At 71.9% G+C, this 21,439-nt stretch carries 24 protein-coding genes; 10 read left to right on the top strand and 14 right to left on the bottom strand.

Annotated elements, in window-relative coordinates; all coding sequences use genetic code 11:
* Positions 1–13 precede the first annotated feature (13 nt).
* A complete protein-coding gene (locus J7E88_RS31105; RefSeq protein WP_215186785.1) occupies positions 14–670 on the bottom strand; it encodes a TetR/AcrR family transcriptional regulator in 657 nt (218 codons plus the stop codon).
* A gap of 64 nt (positions 671–734) precedes the next feature.
* On the opposite strand from J7E88_RS31105, the gene J7E88_RS31100 reads away from it, so the two are divergent.
* The 3 genes from J7E88_RS31100 to J7E88_RS31090 all read left to right on the top strand — a co-directional run bounded on the left by J7E88_RS31100 (position 735) and on the right by J7E88_RS31090 (position 2,939).
* On the top strand, positions 735–1,886 hold the full coding sequence (locus J7E88_RS31100; RefSeq protein ID WP_215186784.1) for an acyl-CoA dehydrogenase family protein: 1,152 nt from the start codon (positions 735–737) through the stop codon (positions 1,884–1,886).
* Between the two features lie 83 nt (positions 1,887–1,969).
* A complete protein-coding gene (locus J7E88_RS31095; protein ID WP_215186783.1) occupies positions 1,970–2,257 on the top strand; it encodes a YiaA/YiaB family inner membrane protein in 288 nt (95 codons plus the stop codon).
* A 55-nt stretch (positions 2,258–2,312) separates the two neighbouring features.
* Positions 2,313–2,939 (top strand): TetR/AcrR family transcriptional regulator, encoded by a 627-nt coding sequence (locus tag J7E88_RS31090; protein ID WP_215186782.1) that lies wholly within the window; start codon positions 2,313–2,315, stop codon positions 2,937–2,939.
* Here J7E88_RS31090 and J7E88_RS31085 read toward each other — a convergent pair.
* Entirely contained in the window at positions 2,927–3,388 is a 462-nt protein-coding gene (locus tag J7E88_RS31085) for a MaoC family dehydratase (RefSeq protein ID WP_215186781.1), read from the bottom strand. The genes J7E88_RS31090 and J7E88_RS31085 overlap by 13 nt on opposite strands.
* Before the next feature lie 109 nt (positions 3,389–3,497).
* On the opposite strand from J7E88_RS31085, the gene soxR reads away from it, so the two are divergent.
* Positions 3,498–3,977, top strand: coding sequence for a redox-sensitive transcriptional activator SoxR (soxR, locus tag J7E88_RS31080; protein WP_215186780.1), 480 nt, complete (start codon positions 3,498–3,500; stop codon positions 3,975–3,977).
* A 430-nt stretch (positions 3,978–4,407) separates the two neighbouring features.
* Here soxR and J7E88_RS31075 read toward each other — a convergent pair whose 3' ends face one another.
* From J7E88_RS31075 to J7E88_RS31060, 4 genes are all read right to left on the bottom strand, one after another.
* Complete coding sequence (locus J7E88_RS31075) at positions 4,408–5,481, bottom strand: RNA ligase (ATP) (protein ID WP_215186779.1); 1,074 nt, start codon at positions 5,479–5,481, stop codon at positions 4,408–4,410.
* 411 nt (positions 5,482–5,892) lie between these two features.
* Entirely contained in the window at positions 5,893–6,504 is a 612-nt protein-coding gene (locus J7E88_RS31070) for a hypothetical protein (protein ID WP_215186778.1), read from the bottom strand.
* A gap of 114 nt (positions 6,505–6,618) precedes the next feature.
* Positions 6,619–7,911, bottom strand: coding sequence for a serine-threonine protein kinase (locus J7E88_RS31065; RefSeq protein WP_215186777.1), 1,293 nt, complete (start codon positions 7,909–7,911; stop codon positions 6,619–6,621).
* A gap of 72 nt (positions 7,912–7,983) precedes the next feature.
* Complete coding sequence (locus J7E88_RS31060) at positions 7,984–8,985, bottom strand: erythromycin esterase family protein (protein ID WP_308307677.1); 1,002 nt, start codon at positions 8,983–8,985, stop codon at positions 7,984–7,986.
* Between the two features lie 44 nt (positions 8,986–9,029).
* Between J7E88_RS31060 and J7E88_RS37180 the strand changes: the two genes are divergently transcribed.
* Positions 9,030–9,275, top strand: coding sequence for a hypothetical protein (locus J7E88_RS37180; protein WP_308307680.1), 246 nt, complete (start codon positions 9,030–9,032; stop codon positions 9,273–9,275).
* 110 nt (positions 9,276–9,385) lie between these two features.
* Here J7E88_RS37180 and J7E88_RS31055 read toward each other — a convergent pair whose 3' ends face one another.
* A complete protein-coding gene (locus tag J7E88_RS31055; RefSeq protein WP_215186776.1) occupies positions 9,386–10,627 on the bottom strand; it encodes an exo-beta-N-acetylmuramidase NamZ domain-containing protein in 1,242 nt (413 codons plus the stop codon).
* Between the two features lie 164 nt (positions 10,628–10,791).
* On the opposite strand from J7E88_RS31055, the gene J7E88_RS31050 reads away from it, so the two are divergent.
* From J7E88_RS31050 to J7E88_RS31040, 3 genes are read left to right on the top strand one after another with little or no spacing between them, the layout of a single operon-like run.
* Positions 10,792–11,556, top strand: a complete 765-nt coding sequence (locus J7E88_RS31050) for an SDR family oxidoreductase (RefSeq protein WP_215186775.1) — start codon at positions 10,792–10,794, stop codon at positions 11,554–11,556.
* Positions 11,553–13,205, top strand: a complete 1,653-nt coding sequence (locus tag J7E88_RS31045) for an AMP-binding protein (protein ID WP_215186774.1) — start codon at positions 11,553–11,555, stop codon at positions 13,203–13,205. The genes J7E88_RS31050 and J7E88_RS31045 overlap by 4 nt, the downstream gene beginning before the upstream one ends.
* A gap of 36 nt (positions 13,206–13,241) precedes the next feature.
* A complete protein-coding gene (locus J7E88_RS31040) occupies positions 13,242–13,835 on the top strand; it encodes a TetR/AcrR family transcriptional regulator (protein ID WP_215186773.1) in 594 nt (197 codons plus the stop codon).
* 752 nt (positions 13,836–14,587) lie between these two features.
* Here J7E88_RS31040 and J7E88_RS31035 read toward each other — a convergent pair.
* The 7 genes from J7E88_RS31035 to J7E88_RS31005 form a co-directional block, all read right to left on the bottom strand.
* Complete coding sequence (locus J7E88_RS31035) at positions 14,588–15,802, bottom strand: acyl-CoA dehydrogenase family protein (RefSeq protein ID WP_215186772.1); 1,215 nt, start codon at positions 15,800–15,802, stop codon at positions 14,588–14,590.
* Between the two features lie 7 nt (positions 15,803–15,809).
* The gene (locus J7E88_RS31030) at positions 15,810–16,829 is read right to left on the bottom strand and encodes a phosphotransferase family protein (RefSeq protein WP_215186771.1); all 1,020 of its coding nucleotides are present in this window, start codon (positions 16,827–16,829) and stop codon (positions 15,810–15,812) included.
* Between the two features lie 178 nt (positions 16,830–17,007).
* Positions 17,008–17,922 (bottom strand): MBL fold metallo-hydrolase, encoded by a 915-nt coding sequence (locus J7E88_RS31025; protein WP_215186770.1) that lies wholly within the window; start codon positions 17,920–17,922, stop codon positions 17,008–17,010.
* Positions 17,923–18,005: 83 nt separating this feature from the next.
* Positions 18,006–18,302 carry a hypothetical protein gene (locus J7E88_RS31020; RefSeq protein WP_215186769.1) on the bottom strand — a complete coding sequence of 99 codons (297 nt, stop codon included), beginning with the start codon at positions 18,300–18,302 and terminating at the stop codon, positions 18,006–18,008.
* Positions 18,303–18,440: 138 nt separating this feature from the next.
* On the bottom strand, positions 18,441–18,737 hold the full coding sequence (locus J7E88_RS31015; RefSeq protein WP_215186768.1) for a DUF202 domain-containing protein: 297 nt from the start codon (positions 18,735–18,737) through the stop codon (positions 18,441–18,443).
* Entirely contained in the window at positions 18,734–19,123 is a 390-nt protein-coding gene (locus tag J7E88_RS31010; protein ID WP_215186767.1) for a DUF202 domain-containing protein, read from the bottom strand. The genes J7E88_RS31015 and J7E88_RS31010 overlap by 4 nt, the downstream gene beginning before the upstream one ends.
* 22 nt (positions 19,124–19,145) lie before the next feature.
* Positions 19,146–19,676: an NUDIX hydrolase gene (locus J7E88_RS31005; protein WP_215186766.1), complete on the bottom strand. Its 531-nt coding sequence runs from the start codon at positions 19,674–19,676 to the stop codon at positions 19,146–19,148.
* Positions 19,677–20,079: 403 nt separating this feature from the next.
* On the opposite strand from J7E88_RS31005, the gene J7E88_RS31000 reads away from it, so the two are divergent.
* Entirely contained in the window at positions 20,080–20,745 is a 666-nt protein-coding gene (locus tag J7E88_RS31000; RefSeq protein WP_215186859.1) for a molybdopterin-dependent oxidoreductase, read from the top strand.
* Entirely contained in the window at positions 20,687–21,349 is a 663-nt protein-coding gene (locus tag J7E88_RS30995; protein WP_215186765.1) for a cytochrome b/b6 domain-containing protein, read from the top strand. The genes J7E88_RS31000 and J7E88_RS30995 overlap by 59 nt, the downstream gene beginning before the upstream one ends.
* The last annotated feature ends 90 nt before the right edge of the window (positions 21,350–21,439 follow it).

Here is a 21,439-nt window from a genome sequence, read left to right as displayed (position 1 = left end):
GCCCCAGGATGCGTCAGCGACGGTTCGGCGGCGGCCGAAGTGTCTCGTACTGGAGCGCGAGACCGTCGAGCAGGGCGCTCAGACCGGTCTCGAACGCTCCCTCGTCGACCTTCTCCTGGCGGTCGGCCAGCAGGTGGGCCTGGCCCAGGTGCGGGTAGTCGGCCGGGTCGTACGCCGCCGCGTCGTCGACGAAGCCCCGGGCGAAGGACCCGAGTGCCGAGCCGGTGATGAAGTACCGCATCAGCGCGCCGATGTGCGTGGCCTGGGCAGGGGGCCAGCCCGCGCGGACCATCGCGCCGAAGACGGCGTCGGCGACCCTGAGTCCCGCCGGGCGGCGGCGGGGGCCGTGGGCGAGCAGGGGAACCGTGTGGGGGTGGGCGGTCAGCGCGGCACGGTAGGAGACCGCGTAGTCGTGCAGTGCGGTGCGCCAGTCGCGGGGGTCGTCCTCCGCGAACATCGACAGATCGACCTGGGCGCTGACCGCGTCGGCGACGGCGTCGAGGATCTCGTCCTTGTTGCGGAAGTGGTTGTACAGCGAGGGGCCGCTCACGCCGAGTTCGGCCGCGAGGCGCCGGGTGGAGACCGCGTCGAGTCCCTCGGCGTCCACGAGCGCGCTCGCCGTCTCGACGATGAGTTCTCTGCTGAGGAGGGGCTTGCGCGGTCGGGCCATGCGGCACATAGTAGGGCTGCGAAAGAGAAACTAGCAGTGATAGTTAAAGTAGGGGTGGCCGCAGATGAACCTGGAACTCGGCGAGGAACAGACGGCCGTACGGCAGCTCGCCAGGGACTTCGTCGCCCGCGAGATCACCCCGCACGTCGTCGCGTGGGACCGCGCCGAGAGCGTCGACCGGGGAATCGTGAAAAAACTCGGCGCGCTCGGCTTCCTCGGGCTCACCGTCGACGAGGAGTACGGCGGCTCCGGCGGCGACCACCTCGCGTACTGCCTGGTCACCGAGGAGCTGGGCCGTGGTGACTCCTCCGTGCGCGGCATCGTCTCCGTCTCGCTCGGCCTGGTCGCCAAGACCGTCGCCGCATACGGCACCGAGGAGCAGAAACGGCACTGGCTGCCCCGCCTGACCGCGGGCGAGGCCATCGGCTGCTTCGGCCTCACCGAGCCCGGCACCGGCTCGGACGCCGGGAACCTGAGCACCCGGGCCGTACGCGACGGCGGCGACTACGTGATCAACGGCGCCAAGATGTTCATCACCAACGGCACCTGGGCCGATGTGGTGCTGCTCTTCGCCCGCACCAACGAAGCTCCCGGCCACCGGGGCGTGTCCGCCTTCCTGGTCCCCACCGACACGCCCGGACTGACCCGCCGCACGATCCACGGGAAGCTCGGACTGCGCGGCCAGGCCACCGCCGAGCTGGTCCTCGACGGCGTCCGGGTGCCTGCCGGCGCCCTGCTCGGGCCCGAGGGCGAGGGCTTCTCCATCGCCATGTCCGCGCTCGCCAAGGGCCGGATGTCGGTGGCCGCGGGCTGCGTCGGCATCGCGCAGGCCGCGCTGGACGCTGCGGTCGGGTATGCGGGCGAGCGCGAGCAGTTCGGCAAGCCCATCGCCCATTACCAGCTGGTCCAGGAACTGATCAGCGACATCGCCGTCGACGTGGACGCCGCCCGGCTCCTGACCTGGCGGGTCGCCGACCTCGTCGACCGCGGCGAGAACTTCGCCACCGCCGCCTCCAAGGCCAAGCTCTTCGCCTCCGAGGCCGCCGTCCGTGCCGCCAACAACGCCCTCCAGGTCTTCGGCGGCTACGGCTACATCGACGAGTACCCGGTCGGCAAACTGCTGCGCGACGCCCGGGTGATGACGCTGTACGAGGGCACCAGCCAGATCCAGAAGCTGATCATCGGCCGCGCGCTGACCGGCGTCTCCGCCTTCTGAGCCGGGCCGCGGACGGTGGCTGAGTACGCAAGGTGAGTACGAGCGCGCATGCCAGGGGCCGGCGCGGGCGCGACGCTGTGCGCATGAGTGAGACACCGGTCAAGCAGCAGAACACCGCGGCGTACTACGGCCAGGCCGTCGCTTCCTTCGCCATCGCGATCGGGGCGGTCGCCGTGGGGATCTTCAACATGGAGGCCGACGCCTGGGTGCGCGCCTTCCTCGGCATCGCCGTCCTGTACCTGACCACCTCGGCCTTCACGCTCGCCAAGGTGGTCAGGGACCGGCAGGAGGCCGGGCAGATCGTCAGCCGCGTCGACCAGGCCCGGCTGGAGAAGCTGCTCGCCGAGCACGACCCGTTCCACAAGCTCTAAGCGACCGCTCACCGTCACGGTATGGTGTTCGTCCTGACCAGGGAAGGGGCGAGCGATGACTGCGGCGGACCAGACGGCCGACGAGGACAAGCCGTGGGACGAGGTCACCCCGGAGGCGGCCCGGAAGTTGCTGGTCGCCGCGGTCGAGGCGTTCGCAGAGCGCGGCTACCACGCGACCACCACACGTGACATCGCGGGCCGGGCCGGTATGAGCCCGGCCGCGCTCTACATCCACTACAAGACCAAGGAAGAGCTGCTCCACCGGATCAGCAGGATCGGCCACGACAGGGCGCTGGAGATCCTTTCCGCCGCCTACGAGGCCGACGGCACCCCCACCGAGCGGCTCGCCGGCGCCGTACGGTCCTTCGTCCGCTGGCACGCCGGCCGCTACACCACGGCGCGGGTGGTGCAGTACGAACTGGACGCACTCGGCGAGGCCCACCGTGCCGAGATCATCGAGCTGCGGCGCGAGACGGACGCCGTGGTGCGCCGCCTCCTCGAAGAGGGCGTGGCGGCCGGCGAGTTCGAGGTGCCGGACGTGCCCGGCACCGCCGTCGCCGTGCTGTCGCTCTGCATCGACGTGGCCCGGTGGTTCAACACCCAGGGGAGGCGGACGCCGGACGAGGTCGGCGTGTTCTACGCCGACCTCGTCCTGCGGATGGTGGGCGCTCAGAAGAAGTAGCGGGACACGGACTCCGCCACGCACACCGGCTTGTCGCCGCCCTCGCGCTCGATGGTGACGAGGGCGGTCACCTGCACGCCGCCGCCCGCCTCCTCGACGCTCTGCAGCACGGCCGTGGCGCGCAGCCGCGAGCCGACCGGGACGGGCGCGGGGAAGCGCACCTTGTTGGTGCCGTAGTTGATGCCCATCTTCATGCCCTCGACCCGCAGCACCTGCGGCACCAGGGCCGGCAGCAGCGACAGCGTCAGATAGCCGTGGGCGATCGTCGTGCCGAAGGGGCCGCTCGCCGCGCGCTCCGGATCGATGTGAATCCACTGGTGGTCGCCGGTGGCGTCGGCGAAGAGGTCGATCCGCTTCTGGTCGACCTCCAGCCAGTCGCTGTGCCCGAGCTGCTCGCCGACCCCGGCGCGCAGCTCCTCGGGGGAGGTGAAGATCCTCGGCTCTGCCATGTCCCTGGTCCCTGCCTCTCACATCTGTCGAACGCCCAATGTCTAAGCGCTTGCTCAGAATGGTGGGCGTAGGCGCTCCTGTCAACGGACGGCCGCTAGGGTTCGAGGAGTGCCACAGATTCCTGAGAAGATCCACGAGCTCACGGTCGGCCAGCTCTCCGCGCGCAGTGGCGCGGCCGTGTCCGCCCTGCACTTCTACGAGTCCAAGGGCCTCATCAGCAGTCGCCGCACCGCGGGGAACCAGCGCCGTTACAGCAGGGACGCGCTGCGGCGCGTCGCCTTCGTACGGGCCGCACAGCGCGTGGGCATTCCGCTCGCCACCATCCGCGAGGCGCTCGCCGAGCTGCCGGAGGAGCGCACGCCCGACCGCGAGGACTGGGCCCGCCTGTCGGTGGCCTGGCGCGGCGAACTCGACGAGCGGATCAAACAGCTCGGCCGGCTCCGCGACCACCTGACCGACTGCATCGGCTGCGGCTGTCTGTCCCTGGAGACGTGTGTGCTCTCCAACCCGGACGATGTCTTCGGCGACCAACTGACCGGCTCCCGCCTGCTACCGGAACGACGCCGCGCGGGGCGGACCGGCACCTGAGCCGGGCGACGCCCGGCGGAACCGGGCCTCACGCCCGGGCGGTGCCTCCGCGGTCCGTGCGGGGTACGGACCGCGCCGGGCGCGGCGGACCGCGTCGCCTGCCGCCTGAAGGGCGATGGGACTCGGGGGCTGTGCCGGTGTCGTGCCGCGTGCGCCGGTTCGGTGGGATGTGCGGGCCGCGTCCGGCGGGATGGTGCGAGCGCGAACCGCGCCGTGTGTCGGTGGTGTCTTCGGCGGGCGGTGCCCGCCGCGCCCATGCCGTGCGGTGCCTGCGCGTCGGTCGGGCGTCGGACGTCGGCCGGGGCCGGGGCCGACGGCTTTCACCGCGGGGCCCGCCGGGAACGGGCCCGGCCCCGGGCGCGCGGGCCTTGCCTCACCGCCCGCCCCGCCCCGCCCCGCACCGGACCACGCCCGCTCCCGCCACCGCCGCCTACTCGAACTCCGTGCCGCCCTTGCGGGTCAGGTATGCCGGGCTCACCGCCTTGGCGATCGCCCGGCCGCCCACGACCGGGCTGTAGCGCTCCACCGCCGGGCGGATCACCACGCCCTCGCGCAGGTGCAGCTCGCGCCCCGAGACCGTCTCCCGGCCGGTCGCCAGGCGCAGCACCTCGTCGGTGTCGTACGGGCCCTCGTACAGCCGTGGTACCAGCGGCAGTTCGCCTGCCAGCAGCGCGGTCGCGTCCAGCCAGCGGAGCCGCCCGTCGATCTCCGCCGACACATCGAACACGGCGTACCCCAGGCCGTCCTCGGCGCGGGCGTTCGCCCCGTACGCGAGATCCTGCACCCCCGCCCCGTACACCTCGCCGAAGACGCCGACCCGGCTCGCACCCAGCTTCTCGGCCAGGCGCGCGGCGGCCGACGGCACGTCGTGCGTCAGGACGGCCCGCCAGTACAGGTTGCTCGGGTCCTGCCTGATGGCGAGGCCCTTGGCACCGAAGCCCTTGGACGAGACCTGCACTTTTCCGCCCTCAGCCGCGGAGTACGTCAACAGGCAGGCCGAGCCGTGCAGCTTCTCCGTCAGCACGACCGGCTCGCCGGGCTCGAAGATGCCCGGGTAGCGCTGCAGGTTCTCCATGTCCACCCACGGCAGCAGGTCCGGTGCCGCCTCCACGTCGCCGTTCATCCGGGGCGGGATCGGCGGCGCCCACTTGGTGATCGCGAGCCGCTCGGCGAAGTCCGTGCCGTCCGCGGCCGCCTGCGCCAGGTCCACGTCCGCGAGCGCACGCGGCCGGCAGACGATGCCCTGCGACAGCTCGCCGCGCAGCCGGACCGCCTTGACCCGGTTGGCCTCGCCGCCCGCGAGCCGGCCGGTCAGGCCGAGCTCGTCGATCAGCCCGGTCGGGAGCACGGCCTGCTCGGGGATGTAGAGGGCGGCGTCACCGGTGCGATAGACGCCCTTGGCGACGACGGCGCGGTACAGGCCCACTTGGGCCAGCTCCAGGGCGTCGGCGTTCGGGTGCTCGTGCACGGTCAGGACTTCGGCGGTGACGCGCAGCGTCGACATCAGGGCTCCTCGGTCGTGGTCCTACTCGCCCTCTACTGTCGGCCCCGTAATCCTGCTGGGCCACGGGATTTGGCCTCTGGTAGCGTCGGGATCTTCGGCCGGCGCGAGCCGCGAGCCGCGAGCCCTTGACGGGACGTGGCGCACATGGCCTCCCCAGCACTCACCGCGGCGGCGGACCGCGTTCGCACGGTCTTCGCAGGCATGGCCAGCCCTCACGAGACGGGCTGCGGCGGCTGTCATCTCCCCGAGGAGACGGCGCTGTTGCGCGTGGCCGACGCGGAACTGCCCGACGACGTCCCGCGGATGTACGCACACGAGGTGGACCGCGGGTCACCGACGCCGCGTGGGACGCAACACCGCCCGCGCGCCGACGGAAAGGTCCCGGGCCCCCGACCCGGAACCCCGTGTCCCTCACGCGACCGACGCGAGCTCCCGGGACCCCGCGCGCTTCGCCGCGGCCACCGCCTCCGGTGTCAGGACGGGTTGCGGCACCACGATCCCGCAGTCGGTGCAGACCGGGCCGAACCACGGCTCGTGCTCCAGGTCCTGGCGCCACACGATGTGCGTTCCCCTGCACACCGGGCAGGCATCCCCGGGTTCCGCCTCCAGCGCGCCGATCAGTCGGCGCAGCACCTCGTCCAGCGGCTCGGAGGGATGTGTGGCGGGGCTGTCGCAGCGGGCGACCCCGTTCCCGCCCCAGGTCCGGCGATGCCAGTCGTCGATGTGTCCGGGCCGCCGCAGCCCCTCGTGCTTCTCCCGTTTGCGGCGGTCCGCGAAGTTCTCCTCGTACGCGAGCCATACCGCCCGCGCCTGTTCCAACTCCTCAAGCGCGGCCACCAGCCGCGCCGGATCCGGGGCCCTGTCCTCGGGCTCGATGCTGTGCCTGGCGCACAGATGATCCCAAGTGGCCCTGTGCCCGTAAGGGGCGAACCTCTCCAGGCACTTGCGCAGTGAGTAGCGCCGCAGCGCCAAGTCACACCGCGCGTCACGCACCTGTCTCGCAAGACTTCGGAAACCGGCCATCGCGTCGACACCTCCGTCGCTGGTACATCGGCGTTGAAGAATGGACGTAGGAGTGCCCGTTTCGGCTCCATCCAAAATCGCGAGCGGTGATGTCGACCGGATCACGCCCCCGTTTCAGCGGCCGACACGGCCCGCCGCCAGTACCACCCGGGCCAGTTCCTCGTGGCAGATGTCGCTGTGCGCACCCGCAGGCGGGCCACCGCGGCGCACCACCTGCGCCGCGTCGACGCTGACGCATCCCGAGTCCGGCAGGCCGTCGCGCAGCGCCTCTTCCAGAGTCAGCCGCGGCGTGCCGTCGACGGCCTGTATGCCGTCGTGGCCCATCGCCCACCACCGCCGGTCGCTGCCCACGGCCGATACGGAGTCCCCGGCAAGGGCGGATGCCAGCGGGTAGAACACGCCGAGCGCGCTGTCGTGGCGTGAGTAGCAGGCCACGACCGGCCCGTCGACCCGCTCCTGCACGGCGGCGAGCGCGCCCGCGCTGTGCGGGGCGTGCGGCAGCCCACACGCGAACGCGTAGTGGGACAGGCCCCCTTGCAGCAGCGTCACCGACTTCACGTTGTCCGCGCCCTCCGGCAGACCACGCAGCGCGAAGGCCACCAGCCGTGCGCCCTGGCTGTGTCCGACGAGGTGCACCCGCAGCCGCGGCGCCGAGCGGGCCAGCCGGCCGAGCAGCGGGCCGAGCCCCAGCTCGCCGACCGTCCCCGCGCGGCGCTTCATCGCGTAGTAGGTCGTCTGCCGCAGCAACTCCTTGGCGCCCAGCCACGCGGAGCGCAGCCCGCCGCCGAACGGGATCGCGCCGTACAGCGAGCCGGACTCCGCGTCCAGCGCGGCGGCCAGCCTGCGGCACAGGGTGAGCGTGTCCTCGTACAGCACCGCGGGCGGGCTCTGCTCGTCGTGGGGCAGGTCCTCGGCGAAGCCCGTCTCCAGACCGCCCGGGGGCGCGGCCGCCAACTGCCGTGCCAGCATGCCGAACTCGGCGAACGCGGCACGTGACTCCGGCTGTTCGTCCAGCAGCAGCGCCAGTCTGTCCACGGTGTCGCGATGGCCGGGGAACAGCTCCGCGAGCACCGCACGCGTCGCCCCGTCCAGGCCCGGGCCCGACGGCTGAGCGCCCGCGGCCGGCGGCTCGACGTCGGGGATCGGCTCGTCCGAGAACCGCATGGAGGGCCAGACGACGCCCGCGTATCCCAGCCGTGCCTGCGGGGTCTGGGCCACCAGCTTGGGGAAGGGCGCGAAGAACGACGCGTAGAGCCGCCGGGCCGTCCCCGGAGAGTTGTTCCATCCGTGGGCGAACATCACCAGGTCCGTGACGTCCTGGTCCACGAGACCGCCGTACGGCCCCAGTACATCGCCGTCCGCGTCGAAAGTGATCTCCCCGTACGGCCGCACACCCGTCCCCGACATGCCTGTCCCTCCCCTTGGCCCCTGACCCCAGGATCCTGCGCAAGGGCAGAAACGGCCATACCCCGGGAGCGGTCAGAGCCTGTCGGCTGCCGCGACCCGGTGCAGATGGACCAGGAGGTCATACGACGTGACCAGGCGTACGGGTTCGGGCTCGGCCGGCCACGCGTTGCCGATGTCCCGCGTCGGACGGGTCACTCCCAGCCACTCGCGGGCCGCCCGGGGCGCGGTGCGCATGTCCAGGTAGTAGTCCTTCCGCGCCACCCGCCGCAGCGTGTCCTCATTGCTCCCGGGCTCGGGCGCGCCCACCGAGAAGGTGCGCAGCGGTTCGGCGGGGTCGGTGGTGTCGAGCGCGTTGAACGATCCCCGGCCGAAGGTGAAGCCGACACTGACGTAGGCGTCGCCGACCATCTCGCGCAGGAACGTGCCCTGGACCTTCGGGTACTGCTCCGGGCTGGTCGTCACGAGCCGGACGTGCCCGTTGTGGGCGGACACCAGCACTCGGTGTCCCGTGTGCCGCTGCCACCACACGGTGTTCTCGGCCATCACCTGGTCGCGGTAGCGCATGGCCGCACCCACCTGGGCCGGGTCGAACAGATCGTAGGAGAACTCGGTGCCGGTCTGGGCGATGGCCCGGGCGTGCTGGACCACCCAGGCGTGCCGTTCGCGGTCCGGCCCGGGCCGCTGCCGCTCCAGGAGCGCCAGCGCCCGCCGTACGTCTTCGGCCATGGCCTTCCGCTCGGGCAGCGGCCGGAACAGATACCTCTTGATGGCGTCGTGGACGCTGCCGGTGGGCCGGGACGCCTGATACAGCCGCTCGAACTCGGGCAGAAGCCTTGGGTAGTGCTCGCCCACATAGCCGGTCACCTCGTCGAAGAGGCGGGGTCCCGCGTAGGCGAGGTCATTGCCCATGAACTGGACGGGGCGGTGCGGATGACGGAGGTTGTACTGCCGCATCCAGCGGATCAGACCCAGGTACTCACGGGTGTGCCAGATCAGGTACGACTCCTGGAACTCCTCCCGCATGATCGTGCCCGGGTCACCCTTGCCGTGCAGCACGTAGTCGTTGAGCCGCAGGCCGGTGCTCCAGTTCGCCTCCAGGGCGTACGTGGTGAAGCCTTGTGCTCGACGAGGTGGCGGAACATCCGGTGCTTGGTGGTGAAGAACTCCGCGGAGCCGTGGGTGGCCTCGCCCGCGCCGACGATGGTCGCGGAGCCGACCATGCGCTCCAGCGGCCGCAGGTCCGCGAGCGGTTCGGCGCCTCGCGCGAGCGCGCGGACCGGATCGTCGGTGTGCTGCTGGGCCCGGGCGGGCGCGGTGACCGCCATGGCGGCGAGGGCCGGCAGGAGCAGCAGCAGATGCCGTAACGGAGGCCGTTCGAGGTGAGTCATGGATCAAGCGTGTCCGCGCGCCCGGGGGCACGGCCAGTCGGCCGGCCCCCGCTTCCCGGTGGGGCGAGCCCCGCCAACGACGATGCTCAGTACCGCAGATAGCGCCGCCGTACGGCGCGGAACGCGGCGAGTTCGTCCCGCCACGCCCCCACCACCTCGTCGGTGTCCGCGCCCGCGTCGATCAGTGTGCGCACCTTCGTGGATCCGGTCAGCTTGTCGATCCAGTTGTCGGCGCGCCAGGCGAAGCCGCTCCAGCTGCGCTTCGCCGTCACCAGCAGGGCGATGCCCGTGCGGACGGGGTCGTAGGACTCCCGGTCGTGGACGTGGAGTTGGACCCCGCCGACGGTTTTTCCCTGGAACTTGGAGAACGTCGGCGCGAAGTACGCCTCACGGAAGTGGACCCCCGGCAGGCGCAGTTCGTTCGCGGCCTCGGCCCAGCGGCGGTCGATGCCCTCGGCGCCCAGCAGTTCGAAGGGGCGGGTCGTGCCCCGGCCCTCGGACAGGTTCGTGCCCTCGAACAGGCAGGTGCCGGAGTAGACCAGGGCGGTGTCGGGCGTGGGCATGTTGGGGCTCGGCGGGACCCAGGGAAGCCCCGTTGCGTCGTAGAAGTCGGAGCGGCGCCAGCCCGTCATGGTCACGGTCGTCAGCTCGACCGGCCGGGCCAGGAACTCCCCGTTGAAGAGCAGGGCCAGCTCGGCGACGGTCATACCGTGCGCCTGTGAGATCGGCTCGCGGCCCACGAAGGTCGCGAACGCCTTGTCCAGAACGGGCCCGAGAGCCGCGCGGCCCGTCACCGGATTCGGCCGGTCGAGCACCACGAACCGCTTGCCCGCCAGCTCGGCGGCCTGCATGCAGTCGAAGAGGGTCCAGATGTAGGTGTAGAAGCGGGCTCCGGCGTCCTGGATGTCGAAGACGATCGTGTCGACGCCGGAGGCGCTGAAGATGTCGGCGAGCGGCCGGCCGCTCTTGAGATACGTGTCGTACACCGGCAGACCGGTCGCCGGGTCGTCGTAGCGGCCCTCGGAGCCGCCCGCCTGCGCCGTGCCGCGGAAGCCGTGCTCGGGTCCGAAGACCGCGACCAGGTTCACCTGGTCGTCGGCGTGCATGACGTCCACGATGTGGCGTACGTCGCGCGTGATGCCGGTCGGGTTGGTGACCACGCCGACCCGCTCGCCTGCGAGGAGGGCGTACCCGTCGGCGGCCAGCCGTTCGAAACCGGTGCGCGCCCGGCCGCGGCCCGTATGCGCGGCGGCGGGTGCCGCGGATGTCGCGGCCAGCGCCCCCACCGCGCCGCCGGCGGCCAGCAAACCCCGTCTGGACAGGCTCATCGAGCTACCTCCGTGATCGCTGTCTGTCATGACCACGCAGGCTAGCGCTCCTGACGCCCGCCGGGAACGACCCCGGCGCGACCATCGCGCCGCCCTCTTCCCCCGGCACATACCGACCGGTTAGTCTGCCCGCACGGCCGGGACGCTGCGAAAGGCGGAGCTTGATGAGTACGGTGCAGGGCGCACGGGTTGTTGTCACGGGCGCGGGCGGCGGAATCGGCGCCGCGCTTGCCCGCCGGTTCGCCGCCGAGGGTGCCCGGGTGGTGGTCAACGACATCGACGCGGGCAAGGCCAAGGCGGTCGCCGACGAGATCGGCGGCACCGCAGTGCCCGGCGACGCCTCGCTTGTCGTGGACGAGGCCCGTGACGCGCTCGACGGCGTCATCGACGTCTACTGCGCCAACGCCGGCCTCGCCTCGCCGGGCAACGCCTTCGCGGACGAGGACATCTGGGCCTCGGCCTGGGACGTCAACGTCATGGCGCACGTCCGGGCGAGCCGCGCCCTGCTGCCGGACTGGCTGGAGCGCGGCAGCGGCCGCTTCGTCTCCACCGTCTCCGCCGCCGGACTGCTCACCATGATCGGCGCCGCCCCCTACAGCGTCACCAAGCACGGAGCGCTCGCCTATGCCGAGTGGCTCTCCCTGACCTACCGCCACCGCGGCCTCAAGGTCCACGCCATCTGCCCGCAGGGCGTACGGACCGACATGCTCGCCGCCAGCGGATCAGCCGGCGACATCGTCCTCCAGCCGACCGCGATCGAGCCCGAGGACGTCGCCGAAGCCCTCTTCGACGCGATGGAGGCGGACCGCTTCCTCGTCCTGCCCCACCCCGAGGTCGCCGACTTCTACGCGGCGCGGGCCGGCGAGCCCGACCGCTGGCTCGAGGGCATGAACCACCTCCAGCGGAAGTGGGAGGAGACGCGCCGATGAGCTCCGTGTACGCCGCACAGCCGTGGCTCGGACAGCTGACCGACGCCCAGCGCGCCCCGGTGACCCCGGCCGCGACCGTCGTGCACTCCTTCCGTGCCGCCGTCGCCCGTGCCCCGGAACACCCCGCGCTCGCCTACTTCGACGGCCGGCTCAGCTACCGGGAGACCGACGCGCTCTCAGACTCCGTCGCCGCCCACCTCGCGGACCGCGGTGTGGCCCGCGGCGACCGCGTCGCGATCATGCTCCAGAACACCCCGCACTTCGTGCTCGCCCTGCTCGGCGCGTGGAAGGCCGGGGCGACCGTCGTCCCGCTGAACCCGATGTACAAGTCGGGCGAGGTCGCCCACGTCCTCGCCGACTCCGAGGTCGCGGCGCTGATCTGCTCCGACCGGGCGTGGGAGGCGTATCTGCGCGATTGCGCGGCGGCTTCGTCCGTGCGCATCGCGCTCACCGCCTGTGAGCTCGACCTCCAGACCCGTCACGACGAGCGGGTCCTCGCCTTCGAGCGGCTGCCGCAGGCGGCCGACGCCGACGACCTGCTCACGGTCGCCCGGAAGGGCCTCCCGGCACCCGCCGACCGTGAACTCGGCCCGGCCGACGTGGCGTTGATCAGCTACACCTCGGGCACCAGCGGCACCCCCAAGGGGGCGATGAACCTCCACGGCGGCATCACCTACAACGCCGAACGCCAGCGAACCGGTCATCCCGTCCCCGAGGGCGCCTGCTACTTCGCACTCGCGCCCCTGTTCCACATCACCGGCATGGTCTGCCAGCTCGCCGCCTGCGTCGCCAACGCGGGCACTCTCGCCCTCGCCTACCGCTTCGAGGCGGGCGTCGTCCTCGACGCCTTCACCGAGCACCGGCCGGCGTACACGGTCGGCCCCTCGACCGCCTTCATGGCACTGGCCGCCCATCCCTCCGCCACCCGCGAGCACTTCGCCTCCTTCGACGTGATCTCCTCGGGCGGAGCGCCGGTTCCGCCCGCGCTGGTGGAGAAGTTCCGCGCCGGGTTCGGCCCGTACATCCGCAACGGCTACGGGCTCACCGAGTGCACCGCGCCCTGCGCCTCCGTGCCCCCCGAGAAGGAGGCACCGGTCGACCCGGCCTCCGGCACCCTCTCCGTGGGCCTGCCGGGACCGGACACGATGGTGCGGATCATCGACGAGAACGGCGACGACGTGCCCCTCGGCGAGCAGGGCGAGATCGCGGTCCGCGGGCCCCAGGTGGTGCCCGGCTACTGGCGCATGCCGGAGGCGACGGCCGAGACGTTCCCCGACGGCGAGCTGCGCACCGGCGACATCGGCTTCATGGACGCCGACGGCTGGCTCTACGTCGTGGACCGCAAGAAGGACATGATCAACGCCTCCGGGTTCAAGGTCTGGCCGCGTGAGGTGGAGGACGTCCTCTACACGCACCCGGCGGTCCGTGAGGCGGCCGTCGTCGGCGTGCCCGACTCCTACCGCGGCGAGACCGTCAAGGCGTACGTCAGTCTCCGTCACGGGGCATCCGTCGGGCCCGACGAGCTCTCCGCCTACTGTGAGCAGCGGCTCGCCGCCTACAAATACCCCCGGGAAGTGGCGGTCCTGCCGGAGCTCCCGAAGACCACAAGTGGGAAGATCCTCAGACGGGAACTGCGTTCCCAGGTGTAGGACAAGGAAACTCTGCGGGAAAGGCGGGTGTCGGCGATGGCCAGGACGACGGACGGGGAGGCGACCCCCGTACCGCAGAGGCTGCTTGCCGCCGCCACCCGCCTGTTCGCCGAGCACGGTTACGACCGCACCTCGGTCCAGGAGATCGTGGAGGCGGCCGGCGTCACCAAGGGCGCGCTCTACCACTACTTCGGCTCCAAGGAGGACCTCCTGCAGGAGGTCTACGCGCGGGTGCTACGCGTCCAGCAGGAGCGGCTCGACGCCTTCGCGGACGCGGACGAGCCCGTGGAGGACCGGTTGCGCGGGGCCGCTGCGGACGTCGTCGTGACCACCATCGACAACCTGGACGACGCCGCCATCTTCTTCCGTTCCATGCACCACCTCAGCCCGGAGAAGCACAAGCAGGTGCGTGCCGAGCGGCGCCGCTACCACGAGCGGTTCCGGGCGCTGGTGGAGGAGGGACAGAAGAGCGGCGTCTTCTCCACGGCGACCCCGGCGGACCTTGTGGTGGACTACCACTTCGGTTCGGTGCACCACCTGTCGACGTGGTACCGCCCGGACGGGCCGATGACCAAGCAAGAGGTGGCGGACCACTTGGCGGACCTGCTGCTGAGGGCGCTGCGCCCGTAGCCCCCTGGGGGGCGCTGCGCCCGTGCGCCCCGCGCCCGCCGCCTCAATCGCCGCCGGGGCGTCTTGTCCGTGACGCTCCCGTTGGGGCACCGCGCCTCGATCGCTCGCTGGGCTGAGTTGCCTGGGGCGCTGGTGCCCGTGCGTCCGCCGCCTCAATCGCCGGCGATGTCCGGGCTCCGCCCGAGCCCCGCGCCCCAATCGTCGGCGGGCTGGATGTCCGGGCTCCACCTCAAGTCCGCGGCCGCACGCCCGCGGAGCTGAGGTTTCCGGGGCGCTGCGCCCGTGCCTCCGCCGGTCCACTCGTCGGCGGGGCTGTTGTTCAGGGGTGCTGCCCCTGTCCTTCGCCGGCCCAATCGCCATCGGGGGGGGCTGGATGTCTGGGCTCCGCCCGAGACCCCGCGGATCAGTCGCCGGTGGGGCTGAGGTTTCCGGGGCGCTGCGCCCGTGCCTCCGCCGGCCCACTCGGTCGGCGGGGCTGTTGTTCGGGCGTGCTGCCCCTGTCCTTCGCCGGCCCAATCGCCGTCCGCGGGGTTGGTTTTCCGGGCTCCGCCCCAAGCCCCGTGCCTCAAACGCCGACGGGGCTGAGTTGCCTGGGGCGCTGGCCCCCGTGCCCCACTCGCCGTCGGCGAGGCTGGGATCCGGGCTTCGCCCCGAGCCCGCGCCTCAGTCCCCGGTTGGGCTGAGTCGCCCGCTGCGCGGAGGCCTGGGGGCGGAGTCCCCAGTTACGGGGGAGGCCCCGCGCGCCCCCCGCCTCACACGTACTTCTTCAGCTCCCGCCTCGCCAGCGACCGCTGGTGCACCTCGTCCGGTCCGTCCGCCAGCTTCAGCGTCCGCGCCGCCGCCCACAGTTCCGCGAGCGGGAAGTCCTGGCTCACACCGCCCGCGCCGTGGACCTGCACCGCCTTGTCCAGGATGTCCACCACCGCGCGCGGTGTCGCGATCTTGATCGCCTGGATCTCGGTGTGCGCGCCCCGGTTGCCGACCGTGTCCATCAGCCACGCGGTCTTCAGCACCAGCAGCCGCAGCTGCTCCACCGTGACCCGCGCGTCAGCGATCCAGTTCTGCACGACGCCCTGCTGGGCGATCGCCTTGCCGAACGCCTCGCGGGACACCGCCCGGCGGCACATCAGCTCGATCGCGCGCTCGGCCATGCCGATCAGCCGCATGCAGTGGTGGATCCGGCCCGGCCCGAGCCGCGCCTGGGCGATGGCGAAGCCGCTGCCGACCTCGTCGATGAGGTTCGACGCGGGCACCCGGACGTCGGTGAAGACGACCTCGGCGTGGCCTCCGTGGGAGTGGTCCTCGTAGCCGTACACCTGCATGGCGCGCCGGACCTCGACGCCCGGGGTGTCGCGCGGGACCAGGATCATCGACTGCTGGCGGCGGATGTCTTCGCCGTCCGGGTCGGTCTTGCCCATCACGATGAAGATCTTGCAGTCCGGGTTCATCGCGCCGGAGATGTACCACTTGCGGCCGTTGACGACGTAGTCGTCGCCGTCGCGGTCGATCCGGGTCCGGATGTTCGTCGCGTCGGACGAGGCGACCTCGGGCTCCGTCATGGCGAAGGCGGAGCGGATCTCACCCGCGAGCAGCGGCTCCAGCCACTGCTTCTTCTGCTCGTCGTTCCCGAACTGCGCCAGGACCTCCATGTTCCCCGTGTCGGGGGCGGCGCAGTTCAGCGCGGTCGGCGCCAGGTGAGGGCTGCGGCCGGTGATCTCGGCGAGCGGCGCGTACTGCAGGTTCGTCAGGCCGGCGCCGTGCTCCGCGTCGGGCAGGAAGAGGTTCCACAGGCCCTGCTTGCGCGCCTCGGCCTTCAACTCCTCGACGATCGCCGGTGTGTCCCACGGGGACGCCAGCCGCGCGCGCTGCTCGTGCTCGATCTGCTCGGCCGGATAGACGTGTTCGTCCATGAACGCGAGCAGCTTGGCGCGAAGCTCTTCCGTGCGGGCGTCGAATGCGAAGTCCATGAGGTTCTCAGCCTTCCTGCAGAGTGGTGCGGCCGTGCTCGATGAAGAGGGGGACGAGATCGCCGATGCGGTCGAATCCGGCGCCCACGGTCTGGCCGAGGGTGTAGCGGTAGTGGATGCCCTCGAGGATCACGGCGAGCTTGAACCAGGCGAACGCCGTGTACCAGGCGATCGCCGACGCGTCCCGGCCGGAACGCGTCGCGTAGCGCTCGATCAGTTCCCCGGGAGAGGGATGGCCGGGGGCGCCCGCCGTGGTGCTGATGGGGGAGCCGGGCAGGTCCAGCCGGTGGCTGTACATCACCAGCAGGCCGAGGTCCGTCAGTGGATCGCCGAGCGTGGACATCTCCCAGTCCAGCACGGCCGTGATCCGGTCGTCCTCGCCGATCAGAACGTTGTCGAGGCGGTAGTCGCCGTGGATGACGGTGGCCGCGGGAGAGTCCGGCAGTGCGCGGCCGAGCGCGGCGTGCAGCTCGTCGATGCCGGGCAGCTCCCTGTTGCGCGAGGCGTCCAGCTGCTTGCCCCAGCGGCGCAGCTGCCGGTCGAGGAAGCCCTCGGGCCGCCCGAAGTCGCCGAGGCCGACCGCGTCGGGCTCGACGGCGTGCAGGTCGACGAGCGTGTCGACGAGCGAGAGCACCGCGTCACGAGTGCGGGCCGGGCCGAGAGCGGCGAGCTGGTCCGCCGTGCGGTAGGGCGTGCCCTCGACGAACTCCATCACGTAGAACGGCGACCCCATGACCGACTCGTCCTCGCACAGCAGCACCGGCCGGGGGACAGGGACCCCGGTCGGCGCGAGCGCGCTGATCACCCGGTGCTCGCGCTTCATGTCATGGGCGGTCGCCAGGACATGGCCCAGCGGCGGCCTGCGTACGACCCAGCGGCCGGTGCCGTCGGTGACCGCGTACGTGAGGTTGGAGCGGCCGCCCTGGATCAGTCGCGCGCTGAGCGGTCCGCTCACCAGCCCCGGCCGCTCGCGGTCGAGATGCCCGCGCAGCTGCTCGGGATCGAGGCCCTGTGGGGCTGGGCTCATGGTGCGCACCTCCGGAGGCGGTCCTGGTCGTCGTCCTGACGATCGCGTTCATGATGACCGACCAGTCGGTATGTCGTCCAGTGCGCCCGCTGAACCGATGCGTGGATCACATGCAAAGGCGCGCCCGGGCCGGGGCGCATACCCGGGCCGGGCGCGTCCGGCGAGGCCGGGGGCGCGGTCAGGCGTGGCAGGCCACCGCGATCCCGCCGTTCATCGCCTCCATGTCCGCGAAGACGACCGCGGGATCGAGCGGCGAGCCCTCCGGGAGTCCGTCGAGCTCGGCGTACGCCCGGTGCAGATTCGCCACCAGCCGCTCGCTCTCGCGTAGTTCCCCGAACGCGCCCAGATCGGCCCCGCGCGCGGTCTGCAGCGGGGTGAGTCCCTCGGCGTGCCCCTCCTCGGCCAGCTCGGCCACGAACCGGAGGTAGCGCTCGGTCGCGTCGTACGCCGACGGGTCGGTGATCGGGCCGTGCCCGGGGACGACCGTCTCCGCGTCGAGGGAGCGCAGCACGTCGAGTGCCCGCAGAGAACCGCTCAGCGACCCCATGGGGATGAACGGCGTGCCGCCCTGAAAGATCAGATCGCCCGTGAACACCACCTTCTGCCGGGGCAGATGCGCGACCGTGTCGCCCGGTGTGTGGGCGACACCGCCCGGGTGGATCAGCCGCACCTCGATGTGCCCGACGTGGACGGTGAGCCGGTCGCGGTAGGTCACGGTGGGCGCGGTGATCCGGATGTCGCCGAAATCGGTCTGCGGCCAGATCAGATGCAGTTGATGGCCCGCGGCCAGCACCTCGCGGCGACAGGCGTCGTGCCCGATCACCACGGCCTCGGGCAGGAACACCCCGTTGCCGTAGGTGTGGTCGCCGTGGTGGTGGGTGTTGACGACGGTGCGGGGGAGCGGCGCGCCGGTCGCCAGCAGCGCCTCCCGCAGGGCGCGGGCACGCCGCTCGGTGGCCGCCGTGTCGACGAGGAGGGTCGATTCCCCGTCGGTGACGAATCCCGCGTTGTTCAGGCACCAGCCCCCGTCGGGCTGGACGTAGGCGTGGACCTCTGGTGCGAGCTGGACGGTGTACGGCTCAGTGGCAGGCAACCCTGGACCCCCCTGTCGGACTGGTCGAAGTGACGTTCAGAGCCTGCCAGTGGGCGCCCGTCCGGGGAACAGTCGAACGTCGGTCAGTGATCGTCCCAGTGGCCGTCGTGCTCGGCGTGCCGGTGCCCGTCGTGGATGTAGTCGACGTGGTCCCCGTGCGCCACGGCGGGATGCCCGCAGTCGGCGCCGTGCCCATGGGTGTGGCCGCTGTGCGTGACGTGCTCGCCGGGCTCGCATTCGTCCCAGTGTCCGGAGTGCTCGCGGTGCAGATGTCCGTCGTGCGCGTAGTCGACGTGGTCGCCGTGCGGTACCTCGGTGTGTCCGCAGGACGGCCCGTGTGTGTGCTCGTGGGTGGGGTGCTCGTGGTGGAGGACGGTCATGGCGCTCCCCTTGAAGTCCGGTTTGCGGTGATCTGCACATTCCAGGCTAGTCGCCGCCCCCCGCCCGGGGCCGGACAACGGGCCGTACGAACGCGTCACCGAACCCGCCCGGGGCCGGACACCGCGCGCTCCGGGCCCTCAGGTCACGATCGCGACGGCGAACGCGGCCAGCGCCAGGACGCACCCCACCGCGGCGACCGCGCCCCGCAGCGACAGCGCGGGCGGCCGGGCGGCGTCCATCGCCCCGATGCGCCGGTGCGCCACCGCCAGGAAACCGAGCCACGCGGCGACGCTCAGTCCGGCCGCCGGCCATACGTCCCCCGTGGCCTGCCGGGCAGCGAGGACCGCCACTACCGTGCAGGCCAAGGTGGTCCGCCGCCACGCGAGGCGGGTCCGCTCAGGCTGCAGCCCCGGATCCCGCTCAGGGGCCGTCACACGTCGCCCCAGGAAACGACCACCACCATGGCAAGGGACACGACCGCGACCAGCAGCGCCAGCAGCGCCGGGAAGCGGGACACCGGCAGGTCCTCGCCCCGGCGCATCGCCCGCTCGCAGCGCACCCAGTGGTTCACGGCGCGCACGGCGCACGCTGCGCCCGTCCCGATCAGCGCGAGCGCGAGACCCGCCCGGACGCCCCAGCGCAGATCCGGCAGGAACTGGTCGACGGCGAAGCCGCCGCCGATGAGCGCCAGGGCCGTGCGGATCCATGCCAGGAACGTCCGCTCGTTGGCGAGCGAGAAGCGGTAGTCGGGCGTCTCGCCCTCCTCCCGTATCCGCCGGGGTGCGAACCAGAGGCGCAGGCTCTGTACGAAGTCGCTCACGCTCGGCACCCTACCCGCGGCGTCACGCCGCCCGGTGGGCCCTCAGCCGCTCGTACGCGGCGAGGCCGTCCGGCACCCACTCCCACTCGCGCAGGCGTGCCTCCAGCTCGGCGTCCGTGAGGAAGCCGTGCCAGGCGACCTCCTCCACCTGCGGATTCACCGGGAGGGTGCACCGCACCTCGTAGAGGTACGACCACCAGGTCTGCACGGGGTCGCCGGACCCCTCGTACAGGAACGTGAACAGCGGTACGGGGCGCGGCAGGCCGCTCACCCCGAGCTCCTCCTCGGCCTCGCGCAGCGCGGCGTCGTCGTACGTCTCACCCGCGCCCACGACACCGCCGACGAACATGTCGTACAGGGAGGGGAAGACGAGCTTGGTGGCGGTGCGCCGGTGCACGAAGACCCGCCCGTCCCCGTCCCGTGCGAGGACGAACACGCACCGGTGCCGCAGGCCCCGCGCGTACGCCTCGCCGCGCGGGGCCCGTCCGATCACCCGGTCCTGTTCGTCGACGATGTCGAGGATCTCTTCCGCGGGATTGTCTGCCGGAGCCATGGAGCCATCCAAGCACTGCGCGAGGCCGCACCGGTGCGGCGGGTGCGGCCTCGCGGGACGTCAGCGGAAGGTGGCCCGCGCCGTGCCGCCGGGAGGCAGACCGGAACGTAGCAGAGGAGGTGGCATGCATACGAGAGGTCGGAGGGGAAACGGAGGTTCCCACTCCGGGCGGCCGGGAGGAGGCCCTCCCGTACCGTCCGCCCACACCCGAGCCGACACGCCCCGGCCGACGGGAGGAGTGTGACGGAAGTCTGACGTACCGCGTGATCCCCTGGCCCCTGGGCCGGCGACGTGCTCGAATCGAAGGGTGACCACACACGAGGGGGACCCCGATCGCGCCCGGCCCGGCGAGGATGCCGACGGCACGACAGGCACGCCCGTCGGTCGCCGCCTGGTGCTCGGCATGCTCGGCCTCGGCGCCGCATCGGTCGCCGCCGCGCCCCAACTCCAGCGCGGGCTCGAATCGTTCCTCGGCTCCGCGGCCGACAGGGACCCCACCGGTCTCACCCAGTTGCTGCCCAACGGCGGAGGCTTCCGCTACTACTCGGTCGCCTCATCCGTCCCCCACCGGGACGGCGCCGATTACCGCCTCGCCGTCGACGGCCTCGTCGAACGCCCCGCCACCTACACCCTCGCCGGCCTTCGGGCCCTCCCGCAGACCCGGATCGTTCGCGATGTGCAGTGCGTGACCGGCTGGCGTGTGCCCGACACACCGTTCGAAGGCGTGCGGCTGTCGCTGCTGCTGGAGGCTGCCGGGGTCCGCCCGGAGGGCAGGGCCGTCCGGTTCACCTGCTTCGACGGCACGTACAGCGAGAGCCTCACCCTCCCGCAGGCCCGCCGCGACGACGTGCTGGTCGCCCTGCGTATGCAGGACAAGCCGCTCAGTCATGCACACGGCGGCCCCGCCCGCCTCTATGTCGCGCCGATGTACTTCTACAAGTCGGCGAAATGGCTCTCCGGGATCACCGTCACCTCGCGTGTACGACCCGGTTACTGGGAGGAGCGCGGCTATGACGTCGACGCCTGGGTCGGCCGGTCCAACGGCCGCAGCGACACCCCCACCGGCTGAACCACCCGTCCGCGTACGCCGGTTCAGCCGCGCCGAGCGCTGGGTGCACCGCACCACCGCCGCGCTGATGCTCACCTGCGTCGTGACCGCCGCCGCCCTGTACGTGCCGCAGATCGCCGAACTCGTCGGCCGCCGCCACCTCGTGGTCACCGTCCATGAGTGGGCGGGGGTTCTGCTCCCGGTGCCGTTCCTGTTCGGCCTCGCCTCGCCCGCGTTCCGCGCGGACCTGCGCCGGCTGAACCGCTTCGGCCCGCACGACCGCACCTGGCTGCGTGCCGTACGCCGCCGGGACCACCGGCCCGCGTCCCGCCCGGCGGGGAAGTTCAACGCCGGACAGAAGATCTACGCGGCCTGGATCGCGGGCGCGATCCTGGTCATGCTCGGCACCGGACTTCTGATGGGGTTCACCGATCTCGCCCCGCTGGTGTGGCGCACCGGCGCGACGTTCGTGCACGACTGGCTTTCGCTGGCGGTCGGGATCGCACTGGCCGGACACATCGCGATGGCGCTCGCCGACCCGGAGGCACGCCGAGGCATGCGCACCGGGTCGGTCGAGCGCCGGTGGGCCCGCGACCACCACTCCAGGTGGCTGAAGGACGAGTGACATCGCGGTAACGGCTCAGGCGGCGTCCGGAGTGGTTGTCCCCGTCCGAGGTGGGGGCCGGTTCACGATCCCGCGGTCCGTTCCAGTCCA

This window comes from Streptomyces sp. ISL-10, from assembly GCF_018614575.1.
Classification (GTDB): domain Bacteria; phylum Actinomycetota; class Actinomycetes; order Streptomycetales; family Streptomycetaceae; genus Streptomyces.
This window is presented reverse-complemented; position numbering and strand designations above follow the sequence as displayed.